The sequence below is a fragment of the Streptomyces sp. NPDC127190 genome, from assembly GCF_042672505.1.
Lineage (GTDB): Bacteria > Actinomycetota > Actinomycetes > Streptomycetales > Streptomycetaceae > Streptomyces.
In genome coordinates, this window is record NZ_JBHXVE010000012.1 from 14,737 (window position 1) to 39,005 (window position 24,269).

General features: G+C 73.4%; 19 protein-coding genes. 9 read left to right on the plus strand and 10 right to left on the minus strand.

All coding sequences use genetic code 11. The features are described from left to right. Positions 1-34 precede the first annotated feature (34 nt). Positions 35-1,174 carry an acyl-CoA dehydrogenase family protein gene (locus tag ACFVIU_RS19610; RefSeq protein ID WP_385844106.1) on the plus strand — a complete coding sequence of 380 codons (1,140 nt, stop codon included), beginning with the start codon at positions 35-37 and terminating at the stop codon, positions 1,172-1,174. Continuing rightward, positions 1,174-2,142: an acyl-CoA dehydrogenase family protein gene (locus tag ACFVIU_RS19615; protein WP_385843877.1), complete on the plus strand. Its 969-nt coding sequence runs from the start codon at positions 1,174-1,176 to the stop codon at positions 2,140-2,142. Before ACFVIU_RS19610 ends, ACFVIU_RS19615 begins: the two co-directional genes overlap by 1 nt. 111 nt (positions 2,143-2,253) lie before the next feature. Here ACFVIU_RS19615 and ACFVIU_RS19620 read toward each other — a convergent pair whose 3' ends face one another. The 3 genes from ACFVIU_RS19620 to ACFVIU_RS19630 all read right to left on the minus strand — a co-directional run bounded on the left by ACFVIU_RS19620 (position 2,254) and on the right by ACFVIU_RS19630 (position 9,486). After that, positions 2,254-3,717, minus strand: a complete 1,464-nt coding sequence (locus tag ACFVIU_RS19620; RefSeq protein WP_385843879.1) for a glutamate synthase subunit beta — start codon at positions 3,715-3,717, stop codon at positions 2,254-2,256. Next, a complete protein-coding gene (gene gltB, locus ACFVIU_RS19625; protein ID WP_385843880.1) occupies positions 3,710-8,302 on the minus strand; it encodes a glutamate synthase large subunit in 4,593 nt (1,530 codons plus the stop codon). The genes ACFVIU_RS19620 and gltB overlap by 8 nt, the downstream gene beginning before the upstream one ends. 452 nt (positions 8,303-8,754) lie before the next feature. Beyond that, positions 8,755-9,486: a VIT1/CCC1 transporter family protein gene (locus ACFVIU_RS19630; RefSeq protein WP_385843881.1), complete on the minus strand. Its 732-nt coding sequence runs from the start codon at positions 9,484-9,486 to the stop codon at positions 8,755-8,757. Between the two features lie 282 nt (positions 9,487-9,768). Between ACFVIU_RS19630 and ACFVIU_RS19635 the strand changes: the two genes are divergently transcribed. The 7 genes from ACFVIU_RS19635 to ACFVIU_RS19665 all read left to right on the plus strand — a co-directional run bounded on the left by ACFVIU_RS19635 (position 9,769) and on the right by ACFVIU_RS19665 (position 17,747). Beyond that, positions 9,769-10,992: an ADP-ribosylglycohydrolase family protein gene (locus ACFVIU_RS19635; RefSeq protein ID WP_385843883.1), complete on the plus strand. Its 1,224-nt coding sequence runs from the start codon at positions 9,769-9,771 to the stop codon at positions 10,990-10,992. A gap of 133 nt (positions 10,993-11,125) precedes the next feature. Next, complete coding sequence (locus tag ACFVIU_RS19640) at positions 11,126-12,271, plus strand: ADP-ribosylglycohydrolase family protein (protein WP_385843884.1); 1,146 nt, start codon at positions 11,126-11,128, stop codon at positions 12,269-12,271. A gap of 50 nt (positions 12,272-12,321) precedes the next feature. Then, positions 12,322-13,503 (plus strand): ADP-ribosylglycohydrolase family protein, encoded by a 1,182-nt coding sequence (locus tag ACFVIU_RS19645; protein WP_385843886.1) that lies wholly within the window; start codon positions 12,322-12,324, stop codon positions 13,501-13,503. Further along, positions 13,491-14,852: an ADP-ribosylglycohydrolase family protein gene (locus ACFVIU_RS19650; protein WP_385843887.1), complete on the plus strand. Its 1,362-nt coding sequence runs from the start codon at positions 13,491-13,493 to the stop codon at positions 14,850-14,852. Before ACFVIU_RS19645 ends, ACFVIU_RS19650 begins: the two co-directional genes overlap by 13 nt. Continuing rightward, on the plus strand, positions 14,849-15,742 hold the full coding sequence (gene rbsK, locus ACFVIU_RS19655; RefSeq protein WP_385843888.1) for a ribokinase: 894 nt from the start codon (positions 14,849-14,851) through the stop codon (positions 15,740-15,742). Before ACFVIU_RS19650 ends, rbsK begins: the two co-directional genes overlap by 4 nt. Further along, positions 15,739-16,938 carry a CaiB/BaiF CoA transferase family protein gene (locus tag ACFVIU_RS19660; RefSeq protein WP_385843890.1) on the plus strand — a complete coding sequence of 400 codons (1,200 nt, stop codon included), beginning with the start codon at positions 15,739-15,741 and terminating at the stop codon, positions 16,936-16,938. Before rbsK ends, ACFVIU_RS19660 begins: the two co-directional genes overlap by 4 nt. Beyond that, on the plus strand, positions 16,935-17,747 hold the full coding sequence (locus ACFVIU_RS19665; protein WP_385843891.1) for an HpcH/HpaI aldolase/citrate lyase family protein: 813 nt from the start codon (positions 16,935-16,937) through the stop codon (positions 17,745-17,747). The genes ACFVIU_RS19660 and ACFVIU_RS19665 overlap by 4 nt, the downstream gene beginning before the upstream one ends. 431 nt (positions 17,748-18,178) lie before the next feature. On the opposite strand, the gene lgt is transcribed toward ACFVIU_RS19665, so the two are convergent. The 7 genes from lgt to ACFVIU_RS19700 form a co-directional block, all read right to left on the minus strand. Beyond that, positions 18,179-19,174: a prolipoprotein diacylglyceryl transferase gene (lgt, locus tag ACFVIU_RS19670; protein WP_385843892.1), complete on the minus strand. Its 996-nt coding sequence runs from the start codon at positions 19,172-19,174 to the stop codon at positions 18,179-18,181. Positions 19,175-19,256: 82 nt separating this feature from the next. Next, a complete protein-coding gene (locus tag ACFVIU_RS19675; RefSeq protein ID WP_385843893.1) occupies positions 19,257-20,033 on the minus strand; it encodes a DsbA family protein in 777 nt (258 codons plus the stop codon). Between the two features lie 268 nt (positions 20,034-20,301). After that, positions 20,302-21,120 (minus strand): tryptophan synthase subunit alpha, encoded by an 819-nt coding sequence (gene trpA, locus ACFVIU_RS19680; protein ID WP_385843895.1) that lies wholly within the window; start codon positions 21,118-21,120, stop codon positions 20,302-20,304. Next, complete coding sequence (gene trpB, locus ACFVIU_RS19685) at positions 21,117-22,400, minus strand: tryptophan synthase subunit beta (protein ID WP_385843896.1); 1,284 nt, start codon at positions 22,398-22,400, stop codon at positions 21,117-21,119. The genes trpA and trpB overlap by 4 nt, the downstream gene beginning before the upstream one ends. A gap of 135 nt (positions 22,401-22,535) precedes the next feature. Next, positions 22,536-22,703, minus strand: a complete 168-nt coding sequence (gene trpM, locus ACFVIU_RS19690) for a tryptophan biosynthesis modulator TrpM (RefSeq protein WP_385843897.1) — start codon at positions 22,701-22,703, stop codon at positions 22,536-22,538. Positions 22,704-22,724: 21 nt separating this feature from the next. Next, a complete protein-coding gene (trpC, locus tag ACFVIU_RS19695) occupies positions 22,725-23,534 on the minus strand; it encodes an indole-3-glycerol phosphate synthase TrpC (protein WP_385843899.1) in 810 nt (269 codons plus the stop codon). 134 nt (positions 23,535-23,668) lie between these two features. Then, on the minus strand, positions 23,669-24,043 hold the full coding sequence (locus ACFVIU_RS19700; RefSeq protein ID WP_385844107.1) for a DUF2752 domain-containing protein: 375 nt from the start codon (positions 24,041-24,043) through the stop codon (positions 23,669-23,671). Positions 24,044-24,269: the final 226 nt, after the last annotated feature.

The following is a 24,269-nucleotide window of genomic DNA, read 5'->3' on the forward strand; positions in this document are numbered from 1 at the left end:
AAACACTTGTTAGGGAAGGACGGTGACGGGGGCCGTGGACCTGACCCACTCGAAGGCCGACGAGGAGTTCCGTGCCGAGGCGCGGGCCTGGCTGGCCGCCCATGTGCCGCGCACCCCGCTGCCGTCCCTGGAGACGGCGGAGGGTTTCGCCGCCCATCGCGCCTGGGAGGCCGAACTGGCCGCGGACCGCTGGTCGGTGGTGTCATGGCCGGAGCGGTACGGCGGGCGGGACGCCGGGCTGCTGCGCTGGCTGGTCTTCGAGGAGGAGTACTGGGCGGCGGGCGCGCCGGGCCGGGTCGGCCAGAACGGCGTCAGCCTGCTCGCGCCGACCCTCTTCGACCACGGCACCGAGGAGCAGCGCACGCGGGTGCTGCCGCCGATGGCCACCGGCGAGGTCGTCTGGGCCCAGGCCTGGTCGGAGCCCGGGGCCGGCTCGGATCTGGCCGCGCTCAGCTCGAGGGCCGTACGGACGGCGGGCGGCTGGCTGCTCAGCGGGCAGAAGACCTGGTCGTCGCGGGCGGCCTTCGCCGACCGGGCCTTCGGCCTGTTCCGCAGCGAGCCGCGGGCCGGCAAGCCGCACCAGGGGCTGACCTATCTGATGTTCGACCTGCGCTCCCCCGGTGTCACCGTCCGCCCGGTCGCCCGTCTCGACGGCAAGCCGGCCTTCGCCGAGCTGTTCCTGGACGAGGTGTTCGTGCCGGACGAGGACGTGATCGGCGAGCCCGGCGAGGGCTGGCGGATCGCGATGTCCACCGCGGGCAACGAACGCGGGCTCACCCTGCGCTCCCCGGGCCGATATCTGGCCGCGGCCGACCGGCTGCTCGGCCTCTGGCGGGCGCGCGGCCGCCCGGAGCACCTGCGGCAGCGGGTGACCGACGCCCTGGTCGGCGCCCGCGCCTACCAGCTGTTCACCTACGCGGCCGCCTGCCGCTTCCTGGACGGCGCCCGGCTCGGCCCGGAGTCCAGCATGAACAAGGTGTTCTGGTCCGAGCTGGACCTCGCGCTGCACGAGACGGCGCTCGATCTGCTGGACGGGGAGGGCGAGTTCGCGGACACGGCCTGGGCGGAGGGCTATGTCTTCGCGCTCGCCGGGCCCATCTACGCGGGCACGAACGAGATCCAGCGCGACATCATCGCCGAGCGGCTGCTCGGCCTGCCGAAGGGACGCCGCTGATGCGCTTCCTCCTGGACCCCGAGCAGCGCGCCTTCGCGGCCACCCTGGACCGGATGCTGACGGCCGCGGACACCCCGGCGGTGATCCGCGACTGGAGCCGCGGCGACCGGGGGCGCGGGCGTGCGCTGTGGGCGCGGCTCGCCGAGGCGGGGGTGTTCGCTCTCGCGGTGCCGGAGGGGTACGGCGGTCTGGGCCGGCGTCCGGTGGACCTGGCGGTCGCCTTCACGGAGCTGGGGCGGCACGCGGTCCCGGGCCCGCTGGCGGAGACGGTCGCGGCGGCCGTGCTCCTGGCCGGTCCCGGCACGGCCGGGCGGTTCCTGCCCGGGCTCGCGGCAGGGACGGAGATGGCGACGGTGGCAGCGCCCGGCGGATATGCGCTGGACGGCGACGCGGCCACGCTCCGGCTGCTGCCCACCCCCGAGGGGCTGCGGCTGTCCACCACCGCAGGGCCGGTCCGCCGCAGCCTCGACCCGGCCCGCCGGCACACCCCGCTGGCCCCGGACGGGGAGCTGCTCACCGCCGGGCCGCCCCACCCCGATGCCCTGGTCTGGGCCCGGCTGGCCACCACCGGCCAAGCCCTCGGCACCGGACTCGCGCTGCTGGACCGGACCGTCGCCCATGTCCGCCGGCGCACCCAGTTCGGCGTGCCCGTGGGCTCCTTCCAGGCGGTCAAGCACCGGCTTGCGGACGCCAGGACCGCCCTGGAGTTCGCCCGCCCCCTGCTCTTCGGCGCGGCGGTGTCGCTGCGCCCGGCGGACGTGGCCGCGGCCAAGCTGGCGGCCTGCGAGGCGGCGTACACCACGGCCCGTACGGCGCTGCACCTGCACGGCGCGATCGGCTACACGGCGGAGTACGACCTGTCCCTGTGGCTGACCCGGGCCCGCGCCCTGCGCTCGGCGTGGGGCACCCCCGAGGAGTGCCGGGCGGTGTTCCTCGACGCCGCGCTCGGCAGACCGGCGAGCGGGTGAGCGAGGGTGCGGACATGCGACGACGCCTGCCCAGGCGTCCGGTCGGGGACAGTTGGGCAGGCGCCGTTCGGTGTTCCGCACGCCGTTGTACGGGACGTCTCAGGGGTGCCGTCAGACCGCCAGGGCGCGGTCCGTCGGGCGGATCGGGGCCGGCAGGTCGCTGGCACCGGTCAGGTAGCGGTCGACTCCGCGGGCGGCCGAGCGGCCTTCCGCGATCGCCCACACGATCAGGGACTGGCCGCGGCCGGCGTCACCGGCGACGAACACACCCGGCACGTTGGTCTGGAAGTCGGCGTCGCGGGCGATGTTACCGCGCTCGTCGAGGTCTAGACCAAACTGGTCCACCAGGCCGTTCTCCCGGTCGGTGCCGGTGAAGCCCATGGCGAGGGTGACCAGCTGGGCGGGGATCTTGCGCTCGGTGCCCGGCTTCGGGGTCAGCTTGCCGTCGACGAACTCCACCTCGGTGAGGTGCAGCCACTGGACGTTGCCGTCCTCGTCGCCCTCGAAGTGGGTGGTGGAGACCGAGTAGACGCGGTCGCCGCCCTCCTCGTGGGCGCTGGTCACCTTGTAGAGCATCGGGAAGGTGGGCCACGGCTGGCTGGCCGGGTTCCGCTCCTCGCTCGGGCGGGGCATGATCTCCAGCTGGGTGACGGAGGCCGCGCCCTGCCGGTGGGCGGTGCCCACGCAGTCCGCGCCGGTGTCACCGCCGCCAATCACGACGACGTGCTTGCCCTCGGCCGAGATGGGCGCGGTGACGTAGTCGCCCTCCTGCACCTTGTTCGCCAGGGGCAGGTACTCCATCGCCTGGTAGATGCCCTTGAGCTCGCGGCCCGGCACCGGCAGGTCACGCGCGGTCGTGGCACCGGCGGCGATCACGATCGCGTCGTACCGCTTCTTCAGGTCGCGCGCGTTGATGTCGCGGCCGATCTCCACCCCGGTCCGGAAGCGGGTGCCCTCCGCGCGCATCTGCTCGATACGGCGGTTGATGTGCCGCTTCTCCATCTTGAACTCGGGGATGCCGTAGCGGAGGAGGCCTCCGATGCGGTCCGCGCGCTCGTAGACGGCGACCGTGTGGCCGGCCCGGGTCAGCTGCTGGGCGGCGGCGAGACCCGCCGGGCCCGAGCCGATGACCGCGACCGTCTTGCCGGACAGGCGCTCGGGGATCTGCGGGGCGACGTCCCCGGTCTCCCACGCCTTGTCGATGATCGAGACCTCGACGTTCTTGATGGTGACCGGCGGCTGGTTGATACCGAGCACGCACGCCGACTCACAGGGGGCGGGGCAGAGGCGACCGGTGAACTCCGGGAAGTTGTTGGTCGCGTGCAGCCGCTCCTGGGCGGCCGCCCAGTCCTCGCGGTAGGCGTAGTCGTTCCACTCGGGGATCAGGTTCCCCAGCGGACAGCCGTTGTGGCAGAACGGGATGCCGCAGTCCATGCACCGGCTGGCCTGCTTGCTGATGATCGGCAGCAGCGAGCCGGGGACGTAGACCTCGTTCCAGTCCTTGACGCGCTCGGCGACGGGACGGGTCTTGGCGACCTCACGGCCGTGGTTCAGGAAGCCCTTCGGGTCAGCCATTGATCGCCGCCTCCATCATCTTCTCGGTGATCTCGGTCTCGGACAGACCGGCTCGCTCGGCGGCGTCCTTGGCGGCGAGCACTGCCTTGTACGTGCTGGGGATGATCTTGCTGAACCGCTGCACGGCCGTGTCCCAGTCGGCGAGCAGCTTCTCGGCGACCGTCGAGCCGGTCTCCTCGGCGTGGCGGCGCACCACGTCGTGCAGCCACTGCTTGTCGGTGTCGTCCAGCGCCTCGACCGCGTCGGCGTTGCCGGCGTTGACGTTGTCCGGGTCCAGGTCGATGACGTAGGCGATACCGCCGGACATGCCCGCCGCGAAGTTGCGGCCGGTCGGGCCGAGGACGACCGCGTGGCCACCGGTCATGTACTCGCAGCCGTGGTCGCCCACGCCCTCGGAGACGACCAGCGCGCCGGAGTTGCGCACGCAGAACCGCTCACCGGTGCGGCCGCGCAGGAACAGCTCGCCGCCGGTCGCGCCGTAGCCGATGGTGTTGCCCGCGATGACCGAGTACTCGGCGAGGTGGTCGGCGGCCCGGTCCGGGCGGACGATGACACGGCCGCCCGAGAGGCCCTTGCCGACGTAGTCGTTGGCGTCGCCCTCCAGGCGCAGCGTGACACCGCGCGGCAGGAAGGCGCCGAAGGACTGGCCGGCCGAACCGGTGAAGGTGATGTCGATGGTGTCGTCGGGCAGGCCCGCACCGCCGAACTTCTTCGTCACCTCGTGGCCGAGCATGGTGCCGACCGTGCGGTTGATGTTGCGGATGGCGACCTGGGCGCGCACCGGCTGGGCCTCGGTGGCGTCGCCGGCGGCGAGGGCGTCGGCGGCGAGCTTGATCAGCTCGTTGTCCAGCGCCTTCTCCAGGCCGTGGTCCTGCTCGACCACCTGGTGGCGCACCGCGCCCTCGGGCAGCGACGGCACGTGGAACAGCGGCTCCAGGTCCAGGCCCTGCGCCTTCCAGTGGTCGACGGCACGGGCGACGTCGAGCGCCTCGGCGTGGCCGACGGCCTCCTCGATGGAGCGGAAGCCCAGCTCGGCGAGGATCTCGCGGACCTCCTGCGCGATGAACTGGAAGAAGTTCACCACGTACTCGGCCTTGCCGGCGAAGCGGTCGCGCAGCACCGGGTTCTGGGTGGCGATGCCGACCGGGCAGGTGTCCAGGTGGCAGACGCGCATCATCACGCAGCCGGAGACGACGAGCGGAGCGGTCGCGAAACCGAACTCCTCGGCGCCGAGCAGCGCGGCGATGACCACGTCACGGCCGGTCTTCAGCTGGCCGTCGGTCTGCACGACGATACGGTCGCGCAGGCCGTTGAGCAGCAGGGTCTGCTGGGTCTCGGCGAGGCCCAGCTCCCAGGGACCGCCGGCGTGCTTCAGCGAGGTGAGCGGCGAGGCGCCCGTACCGCCGTCGTGGCCGGAGATCAGGACGACGTCCGCGTGCGCCTTGGACACACCGGCCGCGACCGTGCCGACGCCGACCTCGGAGACCAGCTTCACGTGAATCCGCGCCTGCGGGTTCGCGTTCTTCAGGTCGTGGATCAGCTGGGCCAGGTCCTCGATGGAGTAGATGTCGTGGTGCGGCGGCGGCGAGATCAGGCCGACGCCCGGCGTCGAGTGACGCGTCTTGGCGACCCACGGGTAGACCTTGTGGCCGGGCAGCTGGCCGCCCTCGCCGGGCTTGGCGCCCTGGGCCATCTTGATCTGGATGTCGTCCGCGTTGACCAGGTACTCGGAGGTGACGCCGAAGCGGCCGGAGGCGACCTGCTTGATCGCCGAGCGGCGCGCCGGGTCGTACAGGCGCTCCGGGTCCTCGCCGCCCTCACCGGTGTTGGACTTGCCGCCCAGCTGGTTCATGGCGATGGCGAGGGTCTCGTGCGCCTCCTTGGAGATGGAGCCGTACGACATGGCGCCGGTGGAGAAGCGCTTGACGATCTCGGAGACCGGCTCGACCTCGTCGACGGGGATCGGCGCGCGGTCGGACTTGAAGCCGAAGAGCCCGCGGAGCGTCATGAGCCGCTCGGACTGCTCGTTCACGCGCTCCGTGTACTTCTTGAAGATGTCGTAGCGGCCGCTGCGCGTGGAGTGCTGGAGGCGGAAGACCGTCTCCGGGTCGAACAGGTGCGGCTCGCCCTCGCGGCGCCACTGGTACTCGCCGCCGATCTCCAGCGCGCGGTGCGCCGGGGCGATGCCGGAGGCCGGGTAGGCCTTGGCGTGCCGGGCGGCGACCTCCTGGGCGATGACGTCGATGCCGACGCCGCCGATCTTGGTGGCGGTGCCGTTGAAGTACTTCTCCACGAAGGTCTCGTCCAGGCCGACGGCCTCGAAGACCTGGGCGCCGCGGTAGGAGGCGACGGTGGAGATGCCCATCTTCGACATGACCTTCAGCACGCCCTTGCCGAGGGCGTAGATCAGGTTCTTGATGGCCTGCTCCGGCTCGATGCCGTCGATGAAGGTGCCCGCGCGCAGCAGGTCCTCGACCGACTCCATGGCCAGGTACGGGTTGACGGCGGCGGCGCCGTAGCCGATCAGCAGGGCGACGTGGTGGACCTCGCGGACGTCGCCGGCCTCGACCAGCAGGCCCACGTGGGTGCGCTGCTTGGTGCGGATGAGGTGGTGGTGGACGGCCGCGGTGAGCAGCAGCGACGGGATCGGCGCGTGCTCGGCGTCGGAGTGGCGGTCGGACAGGACGATCAGCCGGGCGCCGTTCTCGATGGCGGCGTCGGCCTCGGCGCAGATCTCCTCGATCCGCGCGGCGAGGGAGTCGCCGCCGCCGCTCACCCGGTACAGACCGGACAGGGTCGCGGCCTTGAAGCCGGGCATGTCGCCGTCGGCGTTGATGTGGATGAGCTTGGCCAGCTCGTCGTTGTCGATGACCGGGAAGGGCAGCACGACGGACCGGCAGGAGGCGGCGGTCGGCTCGAGCAGGTTGCCCTCCGGGCCCAGCGAGCTGCGCAGCGAGGTGACCAGTTCCTCGCGGATCGCGTCCAGCGGCGGGTTGGTGACCTGCGCGAACAGCTGGGTGAAGTAGTCGAAGAGCAGACGCGGGCGCTCGGACAGGGCCGCGATCGGCGAGTCCGTGCCCATGGAGCCGATCGGCTCGGCGCCGGTGCGGGCCATCGGGGCGAGGATGACGCGCAGCTCTTCCTCGGTGTAGCCGAAGGTCTGCTGGCGGCGGGTGACCGAGGCGTGGGTGTGCACGATGTGCTCGCGCTCGGGCAGGTCGCTCAGCTCGATCTCGCCGGTCTCCAGCCACTCGGCGTACGGCTGCTCGGCGGCGAGGGCCGCCTTGATCTCGTCGTCCTCGATGATGCGGTGCTCGGCGGTGTCGACGAGGAACATCTTGCCGGGCTGGAGGCGGCCCTTGCGGACGACCTTGGCCGGGTCGATGTCGAGGACGCCGACCTCGGAGCCGAGGACGACGAGGCCGTCGTCGGTGACCCAGTAGCGGCCGGGGCGCAGACCGTTGCGGTCGAGCACGGCGCCGACCTGGGTGCCGTCGGTGAAGGTGACACAGGCCGGGCCGTCCCAGGGCTCCATCATCGTGGAGTGGAAGCCGTAGAAGGCGCGCCGGGCGGGGTCCATGGAGTCGTGGTTCTCCCACGCCTCCGGGATCATCATCAGCACGGAGTGCGGCAGCGACCGGCCGCCCAGGTGCAGCAGCTCCAGCACCTCGTCGAAGGAGGCGGAGTCGGAGGCGTCCGGGGTGCAGACCGGGAAGATGCGCGAGAGGTCGCCGTCGCCGAACAGGTCGGAGGCCAGCTGCGACTCGCGGGCGACCATCCAGTTGCGGTTGCCCTTGACGGTGTTGATCTCACCGTTGTGGGCGACGAAGCGGTACGGGTGCGCGAGCGGCCACGACGGGAAGGTGTTCGTGGAGAAGCGCGAGTGGACGAGCGCGATCGCGGAGCCGAAGCGGCGGTCGGACAGGTCGGGGAAGAAGGGCTCCAGCTGGCCGGTGGTCAGCATGCCCTTGTACACGATCGTGCGCGCGGAGAGCGACGGGAAGTAGACACCGGCCTCGCGCTCGGCGCGCTTGCGCAGCACGAAGGCCTTGCGGTCCAGCGCGATGCCCTCGCTGGCTTGGTCGGTCACGAAGATCTGCCGGAAGGCCGGCATGGTGGAGCGGGCGGTGGCGCCGAGCAGCTCCGGGGCGACCGGGACCTCGCGCCAGCCGAGGACCGTCAGGCCCTCCTCGGCCGCGATCGTCTCGATCTTCGAGACGGCGTCCGCGGTGCCGTCCTCCGGCAGGAAGGCGACGCCTACCGCGTAGGAGCCGGCGGCGGGAAGGTCGAATCCGGCCACCTCACGGAAGAAGGCGTCCGGCACCTGACAGAGGATGCCCGCGCCGTCGCCCGAGTCGGGCTCGGAGCCGGTGGCACCGCGGTGCTCCAGGTTGCGCAGCACGGTGAGTGCCTGCTCGACCAGCGTGTGGGACGCCTCGCCGGTAAGGGTGGCGACGAAACCGACGCCACAGGCGTCGCGTTCGTTGCGGGGGTCGTACATACCCTGCGCAGCAGGGCGAGCATCCATGAACGACCAGTTCTGGCCATTCGCGGAGTGCTGGGACGGCTGGCGCGGCGTACGCATCGGCTCTCCCGTCGTCGTCATGAGGCATGTGGCAGGTGCCGAGGGACGACGTTGGCCCTCTGCGTGAGATGCAAAATTTCGTGCAGGTTACATGATGGAGCGTTTCTCGGGAAGCGGGATACTCCGTTCCACCATGTGGACGCCACGGGTCCGTGGCCGGTGCCGCGCGAGGGCGGCGGGGGTGCCGCGCGAGGCGGCAGGGCGCCGCACGGGGCGGCTGTGTGCCGCGCGGTGGCGGCGGACGTGTAAGAGGGGACCGCTGCGGACGAGATCGGTCGGATCGGTGTCCGTCGGCGGCCCGGAAGGCGGCGGGGGGAGCGTCGTCGGCTCACCCCGCGGGGGTGCGGCGGGCGTCATTGCCCACAGTGCTTACGGCTCATGCCCGGTGGTCACGCAGTCGAAACCAGCGAGTAACGGCTATTTATGCGGCCCAACGCATAAGTACCGGACGCTTATCCTACGGCCGTTCCGAACAGGCTGCCCAGGACGTACGTCACACCGGCCGCGGCACCGCCCAGCGCGAGCTGCCGCAGACCGCTGTACCACCAGGTCCGCGCGGTCACCTTGGCCACCACGGCACCGCAGGCGAACAGCCCCACGAGGGCGAGCAGCAGGGCGGGCCACAGGGCGGTCGCACCGAGCAGGAACGGCAGTACGGGCAGCAGGGCGCCCAGGGCGAAGGAGCCGAAGGACGACACGGCCGCGACCAGCGGCGACGGCAGATCGCTCGGGTCGATGCCCAGCTCCTCGCGGGCGTGGATCTCCAGCGCCTGCTCGGGGTCCTTGGACAGCTGCCGGGCCACCTCGCGGGCCAGCTGCGGCTCGACCCCGCGGGAGACATAGAGGGCGGCCAGCTCGTCCTCCTCGTCCTGCGGGTGCTTGCGCAGCTCACGCCGTTCGACGTCGAGTTCGGCCTCGACGAGTTCACGCTGCGAGGCGACCGAGGTGTACTCGCCGGCCGCCATGGAGAAGGCGCCGGCGGCAAGGCCCGCGAGCCCGGTGAGGACGATCGTCTGATGGCTCACGGCACCGCCGGCCACACCGGTCATCAGCGCGAGGTTGGAGACCAGGCCGTCCATCGCACCGAAGACGGCGGGCCGCAGCCAGCCGCCGTTGACATCGCGGTGGGTGTGGTTGTCGCGGTGCGCCTCGTGCAGCGCGGCGGTGGTTTCGATGATGGCCATGCGGGCCCCCCGGGATAGCTTAGCCAAAGCTAACTTTGGACGAGTTCTACTTTTCGACTACAGGAAATCTACGCCGATCCGGTGCCCCCCGCCAGCAAGGAAAGGCTGGGCTAACCTGCGCTTTCTCCGTGGCGTGCGCATCGGAGCCCCCTGCTTCCCGGGTGCGCGAGCGGGTGAACCCGGCCCCTCGACCGGCTCGGTGCGAGGCCCCCCGGGGGACACATCCGCAAAGGGTTTCCCCGGCACGGGGTCCGCGCGGTGCCGCCCCCAAGGAGGCCGTCCATGGCATCGATCGCCTGCTTGCCCTCGCTCCCCGCGCCCGGGGACGCCACCGGTCCGCGCGCCCGGGCCCGTGGCGCCCTGCTGGGGCTGGCCGTGGGCGACGCGATGGGCGCCCCCGCCGAGAACCTCAGGCCCTCCGAGATCCGCGCCCGCTGGGGCCGCATCACCGGTTATGTCACCGAGGACCCCTGCGGCACGGACGACACCGAGTACGCGATCCTCTCCGGCCTGCTGCTGGCCCGGCACGGCTCGGCGCTCACCCCGGCCCATGTGGAGGCGGCCTGGCACGAGTGGATCGCCGACCGGGCCGAGGGCCCCTTCCGGGGCGCGGGCTTCAGCGAGCGCGGCACCCTGGAGAACCTGCGCCGGGGCCTGGCCGCGCCCGTCTCCGCCCAGCACCGCCACGCCTGGAGCGACGGTCTGGCGATGCGCGCGGCGCCCTTCGGCGTCTTCGCCGCGGGACGCCCCGAGGAGGCCGCCCGGCTCGCGGCGATCGACGGCTCGGTCAGCCACGAGGGCGAGGGCATCTACGGCGGCCAGGCGGTCGCCGCCGGGGTCGCGGCGGCGATGGCGGGGGCGCCGGTCCCGGTGGTGGTCGCCGCCGCGCTCGCGGTCGTCCCCGAGGACTCCTGGACGGCCCGTTCGCTGCGGCGAGCGGTGGCCGTGGCGCACCGCGGTGAACGGGCGGTGCGCTCCGCGGTCGTCATCGGCGGCTACCCGTGGACGGACCTGGCCCCGGAGGCGGTCGCCCTGGCCTTCGGCGCGTACGCCACCGCCGACGGCGACTTCCGGCAGGCGGTGCTCACGGCCGTCAACATGGGCCGGGACGCCGACACGACGGCGGCGGTGGCGGGCGCCCTGTCCGGTGCGACCCAGGGCGTCTCGGCCATCCCCCCGGACTGGGCCCACCCCATCGGCCCGTCCCGCGGCCGCTGCCTGCCCGCCATGGCGGGCCGCCACATCCTGGACCTCGCCGAACTGCTGGTACCCGGGGAACGGGAACACCCTCGGCCACCCGGGGAGGGGGAGCACCTTCGGCCACCCGACGAGCCGGAACGCCGGCGGCCACCCGGTCGCCTGCCGACCGGACACCGGCCGACCCCCGCCTCCCGGCCGCCCGCCCACCAGCCGGCTCCCACCCCCCGACCCACCGAGCCCGGCGGCGGGAGCCCCCTGGTCGCGGTCGGCCAGTCCGCGGAGCACGACAGCGAGGGACGGCCATGAAGCCCCACACGACCAAAAGCCCCTTGGTCAGGCTCGGCACGGGCCACGCCACCGACCGGCCCACCCACCCCGGCAACACCGGCCGCCTCATCAGGCTCGGCCAGGCCGCAGCGCACGACAGCGAGGCACGCCCATGAAGCCCCGCAGGATCGAGGGACTCCTGCTCGGGCTCGCCGCGGGAGATGCCGCCGGCTGGCCCGCGGCCCGGCACCGGGCCACCCGGATGCCCGAGTGGACCCGTCGGCTCACCCGCGAACTGGACACCTTCGCCGAGCAGAACGCGACGACCACCCTGCCCGTGCCGATCGCCCTGAACCAGCCCCCCGAGCCGCTCCGCCTCGGCCCCTCCGACGACGCCGAATGGGCCGTGTTCGCCGCGGAGGCGGTGCTGCGGGCCGGTGACGCCGACGCCTTCGGCGCCCCCGGTGACCTCGGTGATCCGGGCGACCTCGGCCGGGAGCGCCGGATGCGCGCCGCGATCGACCTCACCTGGACCGCCGTCGCCGCGGAGGTCGCCGCCGCGGCGGAACGCGCCCCCGAGGTCGAGTCCGCCGTGCTCCCGCTGCGCGCCCGCATCTCCGTCCGCGCCGGCCTCGGCAACCTCGCCGCCGGGCTTCGCCCGCCCGCCACCGGCCACGACAACCCGCACTACTTCGACGACGCGGCCTGCGTGCGCGCCTGTGTGCTCGCGGTGGCCCACCCCGGCGACCCGGGGCGCGCCGCCGCCCTCGCCGAGTTCGACGCCCGCTACACCCAGGACGGCGACGGCGTGCACGGCGCCCGGGCGATGGCCGCGGCGCTCTCCCTCGCCCTCGCCGGCGCGGAACCGGACACCTGTGTGACCGGAGCGCTCGCCGAACTCCCCGCAGACACCGAGATCGGCCGCAACACCCGCCACGCCCTCGCCCTCGCCGAGGACACGGAGTCCGCCTTCGCCCTCGTACCACTCCTGGAGCACCAGATCGTCGACCACGTCTACAGCTACGGTGTCGCCGCCGCCGAGACCGTCCCGGTGGCGCTCGCGCTGGCCACCGCCGCGCACGGCCGGATCGCCGAGGCCGTGCCCGCCGCCGCCTGTCTCTCCCGGGTCGCCGACTCCGCGCCCGCCCTCGCGGGCGCCCTCACCGGCGCGCTCGGCGGCGGCGCGGCCGTCCCGCAGGCCTGGCGCGACGCCTGCCGCACCCTCTCGGGCTGCACCCTGCCCCGCCTCACCGGCACCGACCTGGTGGAACTCGCCGGACTCCTGGAAGCCGCACAACCGGCCCGGCCAGGGGGATGATTCGGGGCATGAGGCCCAAAGAGTGCGAAGAACTCGGAGCATGCGAGGACGTGGCAGGCGGTGAAAGGGGCGTACACCACGAGACCTCCGCCCTGGAGGAGCGCGTCACCGCCGCCCTCGTCGGGGCCGCCGTGGGCGACGCCCTGGGCGGGCCGGTCGAGGGCTGGTCCCCGGAGCAGATCGCCGAACGCCACGGCGGCCGCGTGCACGGCATCGTCGGCCCCTGGCACGGCGACGCCTGGCGCACCGCCCGCCCCCTCGCCCCCTTCCACAAGGGCGACGGCCATGTCACCGACGACACCCTGATGACCCATGCGCTGATCCGGGTCTACGACCGCGTCCGCGACCACCTCGACGCCTACGCGGTCGCCGACCACCTGGTCCCGGACCTGATGACCACCCCGCGCTGGATCCCGGAGCTGGAGGCCGAGGCCCTCCCCCTGCACCGCCTCTTCCTCGCCGAGAAGTGGCTGGTGACCAGGATCGCCTACGGCCACGCCGACCCCCGGGAAGCGGGCGTCGGCAACATCGTCAACTGCGGCGCCGCGATGTACATGGCCCCCGTCGGACTGGTCAACGCGGCCGCCCCGGCCACCGCCTACGCCGAGGCGCTGGACATCGCCGGTGCGCACCAGTCGTCGTACGGCCGTGAGGCGGCCGGTGTCCTCGCGGCGGCGGTGGCGGCCGCGACCGCACCGGGTGCGAGCCCCGACTCGGTCGTGGCCGCCTGCCTCTCGCTGGCCAAGGACGGCACCCGCACGGCCATCGAGAAGGTCTGCGAAGTGGCCTGCAAGCACAGCGACTTCGAGTCGGCGCTGCGGCCGCTGCGCGCGGCGGTCGCGCCGTACGACACGGTCGGCCCGGACTACCGCGCCCCCTCCCTGGCCGCCCGCCGCCCCTCCCGGCTGCACTCCATCGAGGAACTCCCCATCGCGCTGGGCATGCTGCTGGTCTCCGGCGGCGACTACCGGCACGCGGTCCTGGGGTCGGTCAACTACGGGCGTGACTGCGACTCGATCGCCACCATGGCCGGTGCCCTCGCGGGCGCGCTCGGCTCGCCCGTGCCCGAGGAGTGGGCGAAGACGGTGGCGGAGGCCAGCCGGCTGGACCTGTGGGCGCCGGCCCGCACCCTCGCCGAGGTCGCCCGGGAGGTCTTCCGCAAGGACGTGCGCCGGCGGCGCGCCCACGAGGAGGCGTTCGGCGCGCTGGGAGGCGACCGGTGCTCCGACTGACCTGGGTCCAGCCGGAGGACCTGCTCGGCCATGAACTCCGCCAGGCCCGGCTGGACGGGCGGGAGCCCTCGGCGATCGAGGCGCGCTGGCGGGCGGCGGGCGGCACGGACGCCCCGGAACGGGCGGGTGCCTCCGCGCATCGCGCCTCCCGCTATCTGCGGCTGCTGGCCGAGGACCTGCTGGACGAACTCGCCGATCTGCCCGGCACGCTCGCCGACGACGAACCGAGGGACCTGGCGGCGATCAGGTCCCGCTGCCCCAACTGGCCCGCCGAACGGCTCGCCGCGGACCTCACCCCCGCCGCCCTGGAAGCCGCCTGGCTGGGCCGGGCCATCGGCTGCCTGCTCGGCAAACCGGTCGAGAAGCTCCCCCTGGACGCCCTCCGCGCCCTCGCCGAGGCAGCCGGAAACCGGCCCCTGACCGGCTACTTCACCGCGGTGGGCGTCCCCGCGGAGCTGCTCGGCCGCCACCCCTGGAACCGCCGCTCGGCCGCCACCAGTCTCGCCGAGAACATCGACGGCATGCCCGAGGACGACGACCTCGACTACCCGCTCCTCAACCTGCTGCTCCTCCAGCGCCACGGGAAGACCTTCACCACCGCGGACGTGGCCCGCCTCTGGCTGGACGAGCTGCCCCCGGGCCGTACCTTCACCGCCGAACGCGTCACCCACCGCAACCTCCTCAGCGGCATCGAACCCCCGCACACGGCCCGCCACCGCAACCCGTTCCGCGAGTGGATCGGCGCCCTGATCCGCGCCGACATGCACGGCTGGACCCACCCGGGCGACCCGGCCGGCGCCGCGGAACAGGCCTACCGCGACGCGGTCCTGTCCCACACCGCCAACGGCGTCTACGCGGCCATGTTCACGGCCGCCGTGATCGCCACCGCCGCCACCGGCCGCCATGACGTGCACGCCTGTCTGCGCACCGGCCGCTCGGTGGTGCCGCCGCGCTCCCGGCTGGCGCGGGCGATCGACCACGCCCTCCGACTCGCCCGGGACACCGCCGACTTCGACGACGTGGTGGACGAACTCCACGCCGTGTACGGCCCGGACCACCACTGGGTGCACGCGATCCCCAACACCGCCCTGATCGCCGCCGCCCTCGCCCACGCGGACGGCGACTTCACCGGGTCCATCGGCCGGGCGGTGGCGGGCGGCTGGGACACCGACTCGGCCGGCGCCACGGCCGGTTCCGTCGCGGGACTGCTGGCCGGCCGCCCCGCCGCCCTCCCCGAGCACTGGCGGGCCCCGCTGAAGAACCGGCTCGCCACCACCGTCGCCGACTTCGACGGCACCGGTTTCGACACCCTCGCCCACCTCACCCACCTGGAGGCGGTCCGCCCATGACCCACATCGCCGTCCTCGGCAGCACCAACATGGACCTCGTCACCTATGTCACGAAGGCCCCGCAGCGCGGGGAGACCGTGACCGGCCGGGAGTTCCGCACGATCCCCGGCGGCAAGGGCGCCAACCAGGCGATCGCCGCGGCCCGCGCCGGGGCCACCGTCTCGATGATCGGCGCGGTCGGCAACGACGCCTTCGGTGCGCGGCTGCGCGACACCCTCGAACACTCCGGGGTGGACACCGACTCCCTGCGCACCGTCGAGGGCGCCTCCGGCACCGCGCACATCGTGGTGGACGACGAGGGCGGCAACTCCATCGTCGTCATCCCGGGCGCGAACGGCACCGTCGACCACCTCTCCCCCGGCGACGAGGGCGTGATCGCCTCCGCCGACGCCCTGCTGCTCCAGCTGGAGATCCCCCTGGCGGCGGTCGTCGCGGGCGCCCAGGCCGCCCACCGGCACGGCGTCCGTACGGTCCTCACCCCCTCCCCGGCCCAGCCGCTGCCGCCCGAACTCCTCGCCGCGACCGACCTGTTGGTGCCCAACGAGTACGAGGCGGTCACCCTCACCGGCCGCACCGACCCGCGCGAGGCGGCGGCCGCGCTGCTGGAGCAGGTGCCGCAGGTGGTGGTCACGCTGGGCGCGACGGGCTGCCTCTACCTGGCCCGGGGCACCGAGCCACTGATGGTCCCCGCGCCACGGGTGAGCGCGGTCGACTCCACCGGCGCGGGCGACACCTTCGTGGGCGCGCTCGCGGTGGCCCTCGCCGAGGAGAAACCGGTACGGGAGGCGCTGTCCTGGGCGGCGGCCGCGGCGGCGATCTCGGTGCAGCGGGAGGGCGCGTCGGTGTCGATGCCGTACCGCCCGGAGATCGACGCGCAGTTCACCGCATGAGTACGACGCCCACCCCGCCGCTGGCCGGTCTGCGGGTGCTGGACCTCGCGACCCTGTTCGCCGGTCCGCTGGCCGCCACGCTGCTCGGCGACTTCGGCGCCGAGGTGATCAAGGTCGAGCATCCCCGCACCCCCGATCCGTGCCGCGGGCACGGCCCGGCCAAGGACGGCATCGGCCTGTGGTGGAAGGTGCTCGGCCGCAACAAGCGGACCATCACCCTGGACCTGTCCACGCCGGGCGGCCGCTCCACCCTGCTCCGGCTCGCCGCGGACGCCGATGTGCTGGTCGAGAACTTCCGCCCCGGCACCCTGGAGAAGTGGGATCTGGGCTGGCCGGAGCTGTCGGCCGCCAACCCCCGGCTGGTGCTCGCCCGGGTCACCGCGTTCGGCCAGTTCGGCCCCTACGCCCACCGGCCCGGCTTCGGCACGCTCGCCGAGGCGGTGAGCGGCTTCGCCGCGCTCACCGGGGAACCGGACGCGCCCCCGACCCTGCCGCCCTTCGGCCTCGCCGACTCCATCGCGGGCGTGACCTGCGCCTTCGCCGTGCTGACCGCGCTGGCCGCCCGGGAGCGCAGTGGCGCCGGACAGGTGGTCGACCTGGCGCTCGTCGAGCCGATCCTCGCCGCCCTCGGCCCGCACCCCACCTGGTACGACCAGCTCGGATACGTCCAGGAACGCACCGGGAACCGCTCCGCCAACAACGCCCCCCGCAACACCTACCGCACCGCCGACGGCACCTGGGTCGCGGTCTCCGCCTCCGCCCAGTCGGTCGCCGAGCGGGTGATGCACCTGGTGGGCCGCCCCGATCTGATCGCCGAACCCTGGTTCGCCACCGGCGCCGGCCGGGCCGCGCACGCCGACGTCCTGGACGAGGCGGTCGGCTCCTGGATCGGCGCCCGCTCCCGCGCCGAGGTGCTCGCGGCCTTCGAGAAGGCCGAGGCCGCGGCCGCCCCGGTCCAGGACGTCCGGGACATCCTGGCCGACCCCCAGTACCAGGCCCTGCACACGATCACCACGGTCGACGACCCCGAGCTGGGCCCGCTGCGCCTCCAGAACCTCCTCTTCCGGCTCTCCGCGACCCCCGGCGCGATCCGCTGGGCCGGCCGGCCGCACGGCGCCGACACGGACGCCGTCCTCACCGAGCTGGGCCTCGCCCCGGAGGACATCGCGGCCCTGCGCGCGGAGGGGGCGCTGTGACCCGGTTCCCGCTCACCTGGCTCTACGCCCCCGGCGACCGCCCGCAGGTGGTGACCAAGGCGCTGGCGGCGGGCGCCGACGTGGTGGTGATCGACCTGGAGGACGCGGTCGCCCCCGACCGCAAGGAGTACGCCCGCGCGGCCACCGCCGAGCGCTTGCGCACCCCCCAGCCGGTTCCGGTGCACGTCCGCGTCAACGCCCTGGACACCCCCTGGGCGGCCGCCGACCTCGCCGCCGTGGCCGCCCTGCCCGGGCTGGCCGGGCTGCGGCTGCCCAAGGTGACGACCGCGCACGAGATCAGACGGGCCGCCTCGGTCACCCCCGTCCCCCTGTACGCCTTGCTGGAGACGGCCCTCGGCATCGAGCACGCCTTCGCCATCGCCACCGCCCACCCGGCCCTGCGGGGCATCGCCCTCGGCGAGGCGGACCTCCGGGCCGACCTCGGGGTACGGGCCGACGCGGGCCTGGACTGGCCGCGCTCCCGGGTGATCGTCGCCGCCCGCGCTGCGGGCCTCGCCCCGCCCACGCAGTGCGTCCACCCCGACATCCGGGACCTGGACGGCCTCGCCGCGTCCTGCGCCCACGGACGCGCCCTCGGCTTCCTGGGCCGCGCCGCGATCCACCCGCGCCAGCTGCCGGTGATCGAGCGGGCCTACCTGCCCACCCCGGCGGAACTCGAACACGCCGAGACGATCCTCAAGGCAGCCGCCCTGGAGGAGGGCGCCCAGGCCCTGCCGGACGGCCGCTTCATCGACGCGGCGGTGGTGGCGACGGCCCGGCGGACCCTGTCCCTCACCCACCGGCTCTGACCGGCCTAGGGCCTCTCTTTCGGATCTTGCCGGCGTCGCGGGCCCTGGCACGCACATCTGCTGCGTTGTCGTCACTCGCCGACTCCCCCACGCTCGGCTGCGCTCGCGCGGGGGGGGGACCCCCATCGCGTCGACTCGGTCCTCCGCCTTGCATCTGCACGCTCCCCTAAGCTCTCGACTCCTCCCCCACTCTCGGCTCCGCTCGAGCGGGGGGACCCCCATGAGCAGGGGGCACCCCCATGAGCCCGCTCGGGTCGGCCGAGAAGGCGTCGGCGCCGCAGCCGACCTGACCCGACAGAAAGGCCCTAGGCCTCTCTTTCGGATCTTGCCGGCGTCGCAGCCGACCTGACCCGAAAGAGAGGCCCTACGCGCCCGACGCACCGAGGGCGCCCGGAAAGCTCCGGGCGCCCTCGGTGTCGTACCGGCAGCGGTCAGCTCTTCTTGCCCGCCGACTCCGCCTCGTCCTTCGTCTCCTCGGCCTCGGCCGCAGGGTCGGTCTCCCCGGCCACGGGCTCGGCCTCGGCCTCCTGCTCCGCCCCGGTGGCGGCTTCCGGAGCCTCGGAGGCACTCTCGGCGGAGCCAGCCGGGACGCTCTGCGCCGCAAGCCCGGCGGCGGCCGGCTCCACGACCGCCTCGCGCCCCGGCCGCAGCTTCGCCGACACGACGATGTACGTGACCGCCAGCAGGAACGCGATCAACGCGGTCCAGTCGTTGAGCCGGACGCCCAGGATGATGTGGGCGTAGTCGACCCGCATGTGCTCGATCCAGGCGCGGCCCACGCAGTACAGGGCGACGTACAGGGCGAAGGCCCGGCCGTGGCCCAGCTTGAAGCGGCGGTCGGCCCAGATCACGACGAGGGCGACACCGATGCACCACAGCGACTCGTAGAGGAAGGTCGGGTGGTAGTAGCCCGGCACCCGGCCGCCCTCGGAGGAGGTGATGTGCAGGGCCCAGGGAACATGGGTCTCCCGGCCGTACAGCTCCTGGTTGAACCAGTTGCCCCAGCGGCCGACGGCCTGCGCGATCGCGATGCCGGGCGCGATGGCGTCGGCGTACGCCGGCAGCGGGACGCCCCGGCGCCGCGCGCCGATCCAGGCGCCGAGCGCGCCGAGCGCGATCGCCCCCCAGATGCCCAGACCGCCCTGCCACACCTTGAAGGCGTCCACCCAGTCACGGCCCGGGCTGAAGTACAGCTCGTAGTCCGTGATCACGTGGTAGAGCCGGCCGCCGACCAGGCCGAAGGGGACGGCCCACACCGCGATGTCGGCGACCGTACCGGCCTGCCCGCCGCGAGCGACCCAGCGCTTGTTGCCGAGCCAGACGGCGACGAAGACGCCGATGATGATGCAGAAGGCGTAGCCGCGCAGCGGGATGGGGCCGAGATACAGCACCCCGCGCGACGGGCTGGGAATGTAGGCAAGTTCCATGGCAGGTCCGACGCTACCCTGCCGGGTGGTGGGGACGGCAAGCAGCCCGGCTACGGGTCCATAACGGGCCCGCGAAAAACGCCTACCCCTGGTTGGCCGCCTCCACCATCTGCTTGAGCTTGGCCGGGGTCATCGTCTGGTCCTGGGCGAGGTTCTTCCCGCCGAACAGGACGGTGGGCGTGCCGGTGAAGCCGCCGGCCGCGAAGGCCTTGTGGGACTTGTTCACCCAGCTGTTGTGGGTGCCGTCCTTGACGCACTTCTGGAAGGCGGGCGTGTCCAGGCCCTTCACCTTGCCGGCGAGGTCGATCAGCCTGGCGTCGTTGCCGTAGGCGTCGTCGGTCTCCTTGGGCTGGTTCGCGTACAGCACGTCGTGGTAGTCGCGGAACTTCCCGGCGTCCTGGGCGCAGGCGGCGGCGTTGGCCGCGCGCAGCGAGCCGGTGCCGCCGAGGTTGCCGTCGATCAGGCGGACCAGGTGGTACTCGATTCTGAGCTTGCCCGCGTCGACGAGTTCATGGAGGGTCGGCCGGTACACCGTCTCGAAGGCCTGGCAGGCCGGGCAGCGGAAGTCCTCCCAGACGGTGAGCGTCGACTTCGCGCTGTCCTTGCCGACCGGGATCGCGAGGCTGTCCTTGCCCTGCGCGCCCGAGGGCGCCACGGCCGGGCCCTCGCTCTTGCTGCTCTTGTCCTTGCCGGAGTTCGCGGCGATCACGCCGATCACCGCCGCGAGGCCGAGGACGCAGACGACGCTCGCGCCCACGATCAGCGCGCGCCGTCGCTTCTCCGCGGTCCTCTGCTTCTCACGCTCGACCGCCATCCGCTCCCGGGCGGTGCGCTTTCCGTCACGGTTCTTCTCGCTCACACCCCCAGAACGAACCGGGGGGGGGCCCCGCGCCCCCCCCGCCCCCGGTGCACCCCGTCGTGTGTCCACGGTGTGCGGGTTGGGGGGGGGTTAGCCCGTTCGCGCCCGCCCAGAACCCCCCCCCCCCCCCCCCGCCGCCCCGGGGGGCCGGTTATAGCTACTTTGAGCACCGACCCCCCCCCCCCCCCCCCCGGGGGGCGGCCCCCCCCCCCCCCCCCGGCCCGAGGTCCACCCGTTCGAGTGACCAGGTTGTCCTGGTAGGGAGGGGTTACGCCTGTCCGCGCACGCCCTTCGCCAGCTCGCCGGCCAGCTCCCGCACCGCCTCCAGGCCCGCGGCCTGGTCCGGGGCGTCCAGCATCCGCTGTACGAAGGCCGAGCCGACGATCACTCCGTCGGCGAAGCCGGCGACCTGCGCGGCCTGGGCCCGGGTGGAGACGCCGAGGCCGACGCAGACGGGCAGGCCGGTGCCGGTCGCCCGGGTGCGCTCGACCAGGGTCTGGGCCTGCGCGCCGACGGATTCCCGGGTGCCGGTGACACCCATCAGGGAGGCCGCGTAGACGAAGCCGCTGCCCGCCGCGGTGATCTCGGCGAGCCGCTCGTCCTTGCTGCTCGGCGCCACCACGAAGACGGTCGCGAGGCCGTGCTTCTCGGCGTGCTCCCGCCACAGCGCCGACTCCTGGACCGGCAGGTCGGGCAGGATGCAGCCCGCGCCGCCCGCCTCGGCCAGCTCGGCGGTGAAGCGCTCGACGCCGTAGCGGTCGATGGGGTTCCAGTACGTCATGACGAGCACCGGCTTCCCGGTGGCCCGGTGGGCCTCCCGGACCGTGCGCATCACGTCGGCGATGCGGACGCCGCCGCGCAGGGCGATGTCGTCGGCGGTCTGGATGACCGGGCCGTCGAGGACGGGGTCGCTGTGCGGCAGCCCGACCTCCACCACATCGGCGCCGCCGTCGAAGACGGCCTTGATCGCCTCGATGCCGCCGTCCACGGTGGGGAACCCGGCCGGCAGGTAGGCGATGAGCGCGGACCGCCCCTCCGCCTTCGCGCCCGCGAGGGTGTCGGTCAGCAACTGGATGTTCCCGCTCACTTGGCGTCCCCCTCGATCTCGGCGGTGTCGGCTGCGTCGGCGGCCACCTCGGCGTCGGTGTCGTACAGGCCGAAGTAGCGGGCTGCGGTGTCCATGTCCTTGTCGCCGCGGCCGGAGAGGTTGACGACGATCAGGCCGTCCGTGCCCAGTTCCCGGCCGACCTCCAGGGCGCCGGCGAGGGCGTGGGCGCTCTCGATGGCCGGGATGATGCCCTCGGTCCGCGACAGCAGGCGCAGCGCCTGCATGGCGGCGTCGTCGGTGACCGCGCGGTACTCGCCGCGGCCGGAGTCCTTCAGATAGGAGTGCTCGGGCCCGATGCCCGGGTAGTCCAGGCCCGCCGAGATCGAGTAGGGCTCGGTGATCTGGCCCTCGTCGTCCTGGAGCACGTACGACCGGGAGCCGTGCAGGATGCCGGGCTCGCCGGCGGTGAGGGTGGCCGCGTGCTCGCCGGTCTCGATGCCGTGTCCCGCGGGCTCGCAGCCGATGAGGCGGACGCCCTCGTCGGGGATGAAGGCGTGGAAGAGGCCGATGGCGTTGGAGCCGCCGCCGACGCAGGCGATGGCGGCGTCGGGCAGCCGCCCGGCGCGCTCCAGCAGCTGCCGCCGCGCCTCGACGCCGATGACCCGGTGGAAGTCCCGCACCATCGCCGGGAAGGGGTGCGGTCCGGCGACGGTCCCGAACAGGTAGTGGGTGTGGTCCACATTGGCGACCCAGTCGCGGAACGCCTCGTTGATGGCGTCCTTGAGGGTGCGGCTGCCGGACTTCACGGCGACGACCTCGGCGCCGAGCATGCGCATGCGGGCCACGTTCAGGGCCTGGCGCTGGGTGTCGATCTCGCCCATGTAGATGGTGCAGTCGAGGCCGAACAGGGCGCAGGCGGTGGCGGTGGCGACGCCGTGCTGCCCGGCACCGGTCTCGGCGATGACCCGGGTCTTGCCCATCCGCCTGGTGAGCAGGGCCTGGCCGAGAACGTTGTTGATCTTGTGGGAGCCGGTGTGGTTGAGGTCTTCCCGCTTGAGGAAGATCCGGGCACCGCCGGCCTGCTCGGCGAACCGGGGCACCTCGGTCAGCGCGCTGGGCCGGCCGGTGTAGTGGACGAGCAGCTCGTCGAGCTCGCGGGCGAACTCGGGGGCGTGCTTGGCCTTCTCGTACTCGACGGCGACCTCGTCCACGGCGGCGACGAGGGCCTCCGGGATGAACTTGCCGCCGAATGCGCCGAAGTAGCCCTCGGCGCTGGGCACCTGACCCTCCGGGTCGGGGAAGAAGAAGTTGTTGGGCATGCCGAACCTCACGGTGAGTGCGTGGGAAAACACTGTTCGCCGTGGGGCGACGGGGTGGTCAGTCGACTGCGGACCGGCTGAGGCTGGTCGCGCCCGCGCGGCGGTGGCCGCACATCGAACAGAGCCCCGCGCCCCTCAGGTTGGCTGCTGCCATCGCATGCCGTTGACTTGCCCCGGCTCATCGCCGATGACGTACCGCACGCGGCGGCCGTGGACACGCCTCGCCGGGGCGCGGCAGCCCCTCGGGCGGCAGCCGCGCGCCAGGCGGGCGTACCGGTCCACGGTCGTCATGATGAGAGTCATCGGGATCAGCCTAGCGGGAGATCAGCTCCGGCCGTGCCGCAGTGCGGGGTGCTCGCCCGCGGCGACCAGGTCGGCGACGGCGGCCTTCGGGTCGCGGCCGGTCACCAGCGACTCGCCGACCAGCACCGCGTCGGCGCCCGCGTTGGCGTAGGCGATCAGGTCGTGCGGGCCGCGGACGCCGGACTCGGCGACCTTCACGATGCCGTCCGGGATCTCCGGCGCGACCCGCTCGAACGTGCCGCGGTCGACCTCCAGCGTCTTCAGGTTGCGCGCGTTGACACCGATCACCTTGGCGCCGGCGGCGACGGCCCGCTCGACCTCGTCCTCGTCGTGCACCTCGACCAGCGGGGTGAGGCCGATGGAGACGGCCCGCTCGATCAGCGACTCCAGGGCCGACTGCTCCAGGGCGGCGACGATCAGCAGCGCGAGGTCGGCGCCGTACGCCCGGGCCTCCCACAGCTGGTACGACGTGACGATGAAGTCCTTGCGCAGCACCGGGATGTCCACGCGCGCGCGGACGGCCTCCAGGTCGGCCAGCGAGCCGCCGAAGCGGCGCTGTTCGGTGAGGACGGAGATGACGGCCGCACCGCCCGCCTCGTAGTCCGCGGCGAGCCCGGCCGGGTCGGCGATCGCGGCCAGCGCGCCCTTGGAGGGGCTGGACCGCTTGACCTCGCAGATGACCTTGACGCCGTCGCCCTTGAGCGCGGCCACCCCGTCCTTGGCGGGCCGGGCCTTGGCCGCACGCTCCTTGAGCTCGTCGAGGCTGACGCGTGCCTGCCGCTCCGCGAGGTCGGCACGGACTCCGTCGATGATCTCGTCGAGCACACTCACGCGAGCGGCCCCCTTCCAGACGGTGGTTCCTTCAGGTTTTGAATACCCGTGGTCACTGCGATGGTATCCGGAGGAACGCCGAGGCCTCGCATCCGGCGGACGGCGGTCCCACTACCTGGACGTTCCCCCATCGGTCAGGGATGCAGTCCGCTGCCGAGGGGGAGGTTGCGGACCACGGTGAAGACCAGCAGCAGCGCGCAGAGCGCCCACATCTGCGCCGGTCGCAGCCCCGGCCGGAAGGGCCGGCCGCGCACCGCGCGCACCACCCAGACGGCCCACAGCAGCGCGAAGGCCGGGTAGGCGGCTACGGCGACGGCGTTGTCGTGCAGCGCGGCGGCCAGGTCGCCGTGGACGACGGCGTGCGCGCTGCGCAGTCCGCCGCAGCCGGGGCAGTACAGGCCGGTGAGCGCGTAGAGCGGGCAGACGGGGTAGTGGCCGGGCTCGTTCGGGTCGACGGCGCCGACGTACGCGAAGGCTCCGGCGACCGCGGCGAACAGGCCGGCCGGCACGGCGAGCCGGCGCCATACGGAGTCGGGCGCCGGTGCCTGCGGGAGCGCCTCGGGGCCTTCGGGCGGGCGGGGCGGGGCCGTGCTGCTGTCGGCGGTCACGCCCGCATTCTGCCGTTCCCGGCCGCCCCCCGGAGCGCGGTAGCGGGGTTGGGGGGCCGGGGACCGGGGTAAGGGCGTGGGGGGGGGGGGCTGTCGGGCGGTTGGGGGGGGGGGGGCCGGGGGGGTG

Excerpts from the sequence above, each read along its gene's own strand:
- ACFVIU_RS19660 (WP_385843890.1), top strand. The coding sequence starts at position 15,739 with ATGAGTACGACGCCCACCCCGCCGCTGGCCGGTCTGCGGGTGCTGGAC.
- lgt (WP_385843892.1), bottom strand. The coding sequence starts at position 19,174 with ATGGAACTTGCCTACATTCCCAGCCCGTCGCGCGGGGTGCTGTATCTC.
- ACFVIU_RS19615 (WP_385843877.1), top strand. The coding sequence starts at position 1,174 with ATGCGCTTCCTCCTGGACCCCGAGCAGCGCGCCTTCGCGGCCACCCTG.
- ACFVIU_RS19620 (WP_385843879.1), bottom strand. The coding sequence starts at position 3,717 with ATGGCTGACCCGAAGGGCTTCCTGAACCACGGCCGTGAGGTCGCCAAG.
- rbsK (WP_385843888.1), top strand. The coding sequence starts at position 14,849 with ATGACCCACATCGCCGTCCTCGGCAGCACCAACATGGACCTCGTCACC.
- trpB (WP_385843896.1), bottom strand. The coding sequence starts at position 22,400 with ATGCCCAACAACTTCTTCTTCCCCGACCCGGAGGGTCAGGTGCCCAGC.
- ACFVIU_RS19635 (WP_385843883.1), top strand. The coding sequence starts at position 9,769 with ATGGCATCGATCGCCTGCTTGCCCTCGCTCCCCGCGCCCGGGGACGCC.
- ACFVIU_RS19630 (WP_385843881.1), bottom strand. The coding sequence starts at position 9,486 with ATGGCCATCATCGAAACCACCGCCGCGCTGCACGAGGCGCACCGCGAC.
- ACFVIU_RS19640 (WP_385843884.1), top strand. The coding sequence starts at position 11,126 with ATGAAGCCCCGCAGGATCGAGGGACTCCTGCTCGGGCTCGCCGCGGGA.
- gltB (WP_385843880.1), bottom strand. The coding sequence starts at position 8,302 with ATGCGTACGCCGCGCCAGCCGTCCCAGCACTCCGCGAATGGCCAGAAC.
- trpM (WP_385843897.1), bottom strand. The coding sequence starts at position 22,703 with ATGACTCTCATCATGACGACCGTGGACCGGTACGCCCGCCTGGCGCGC.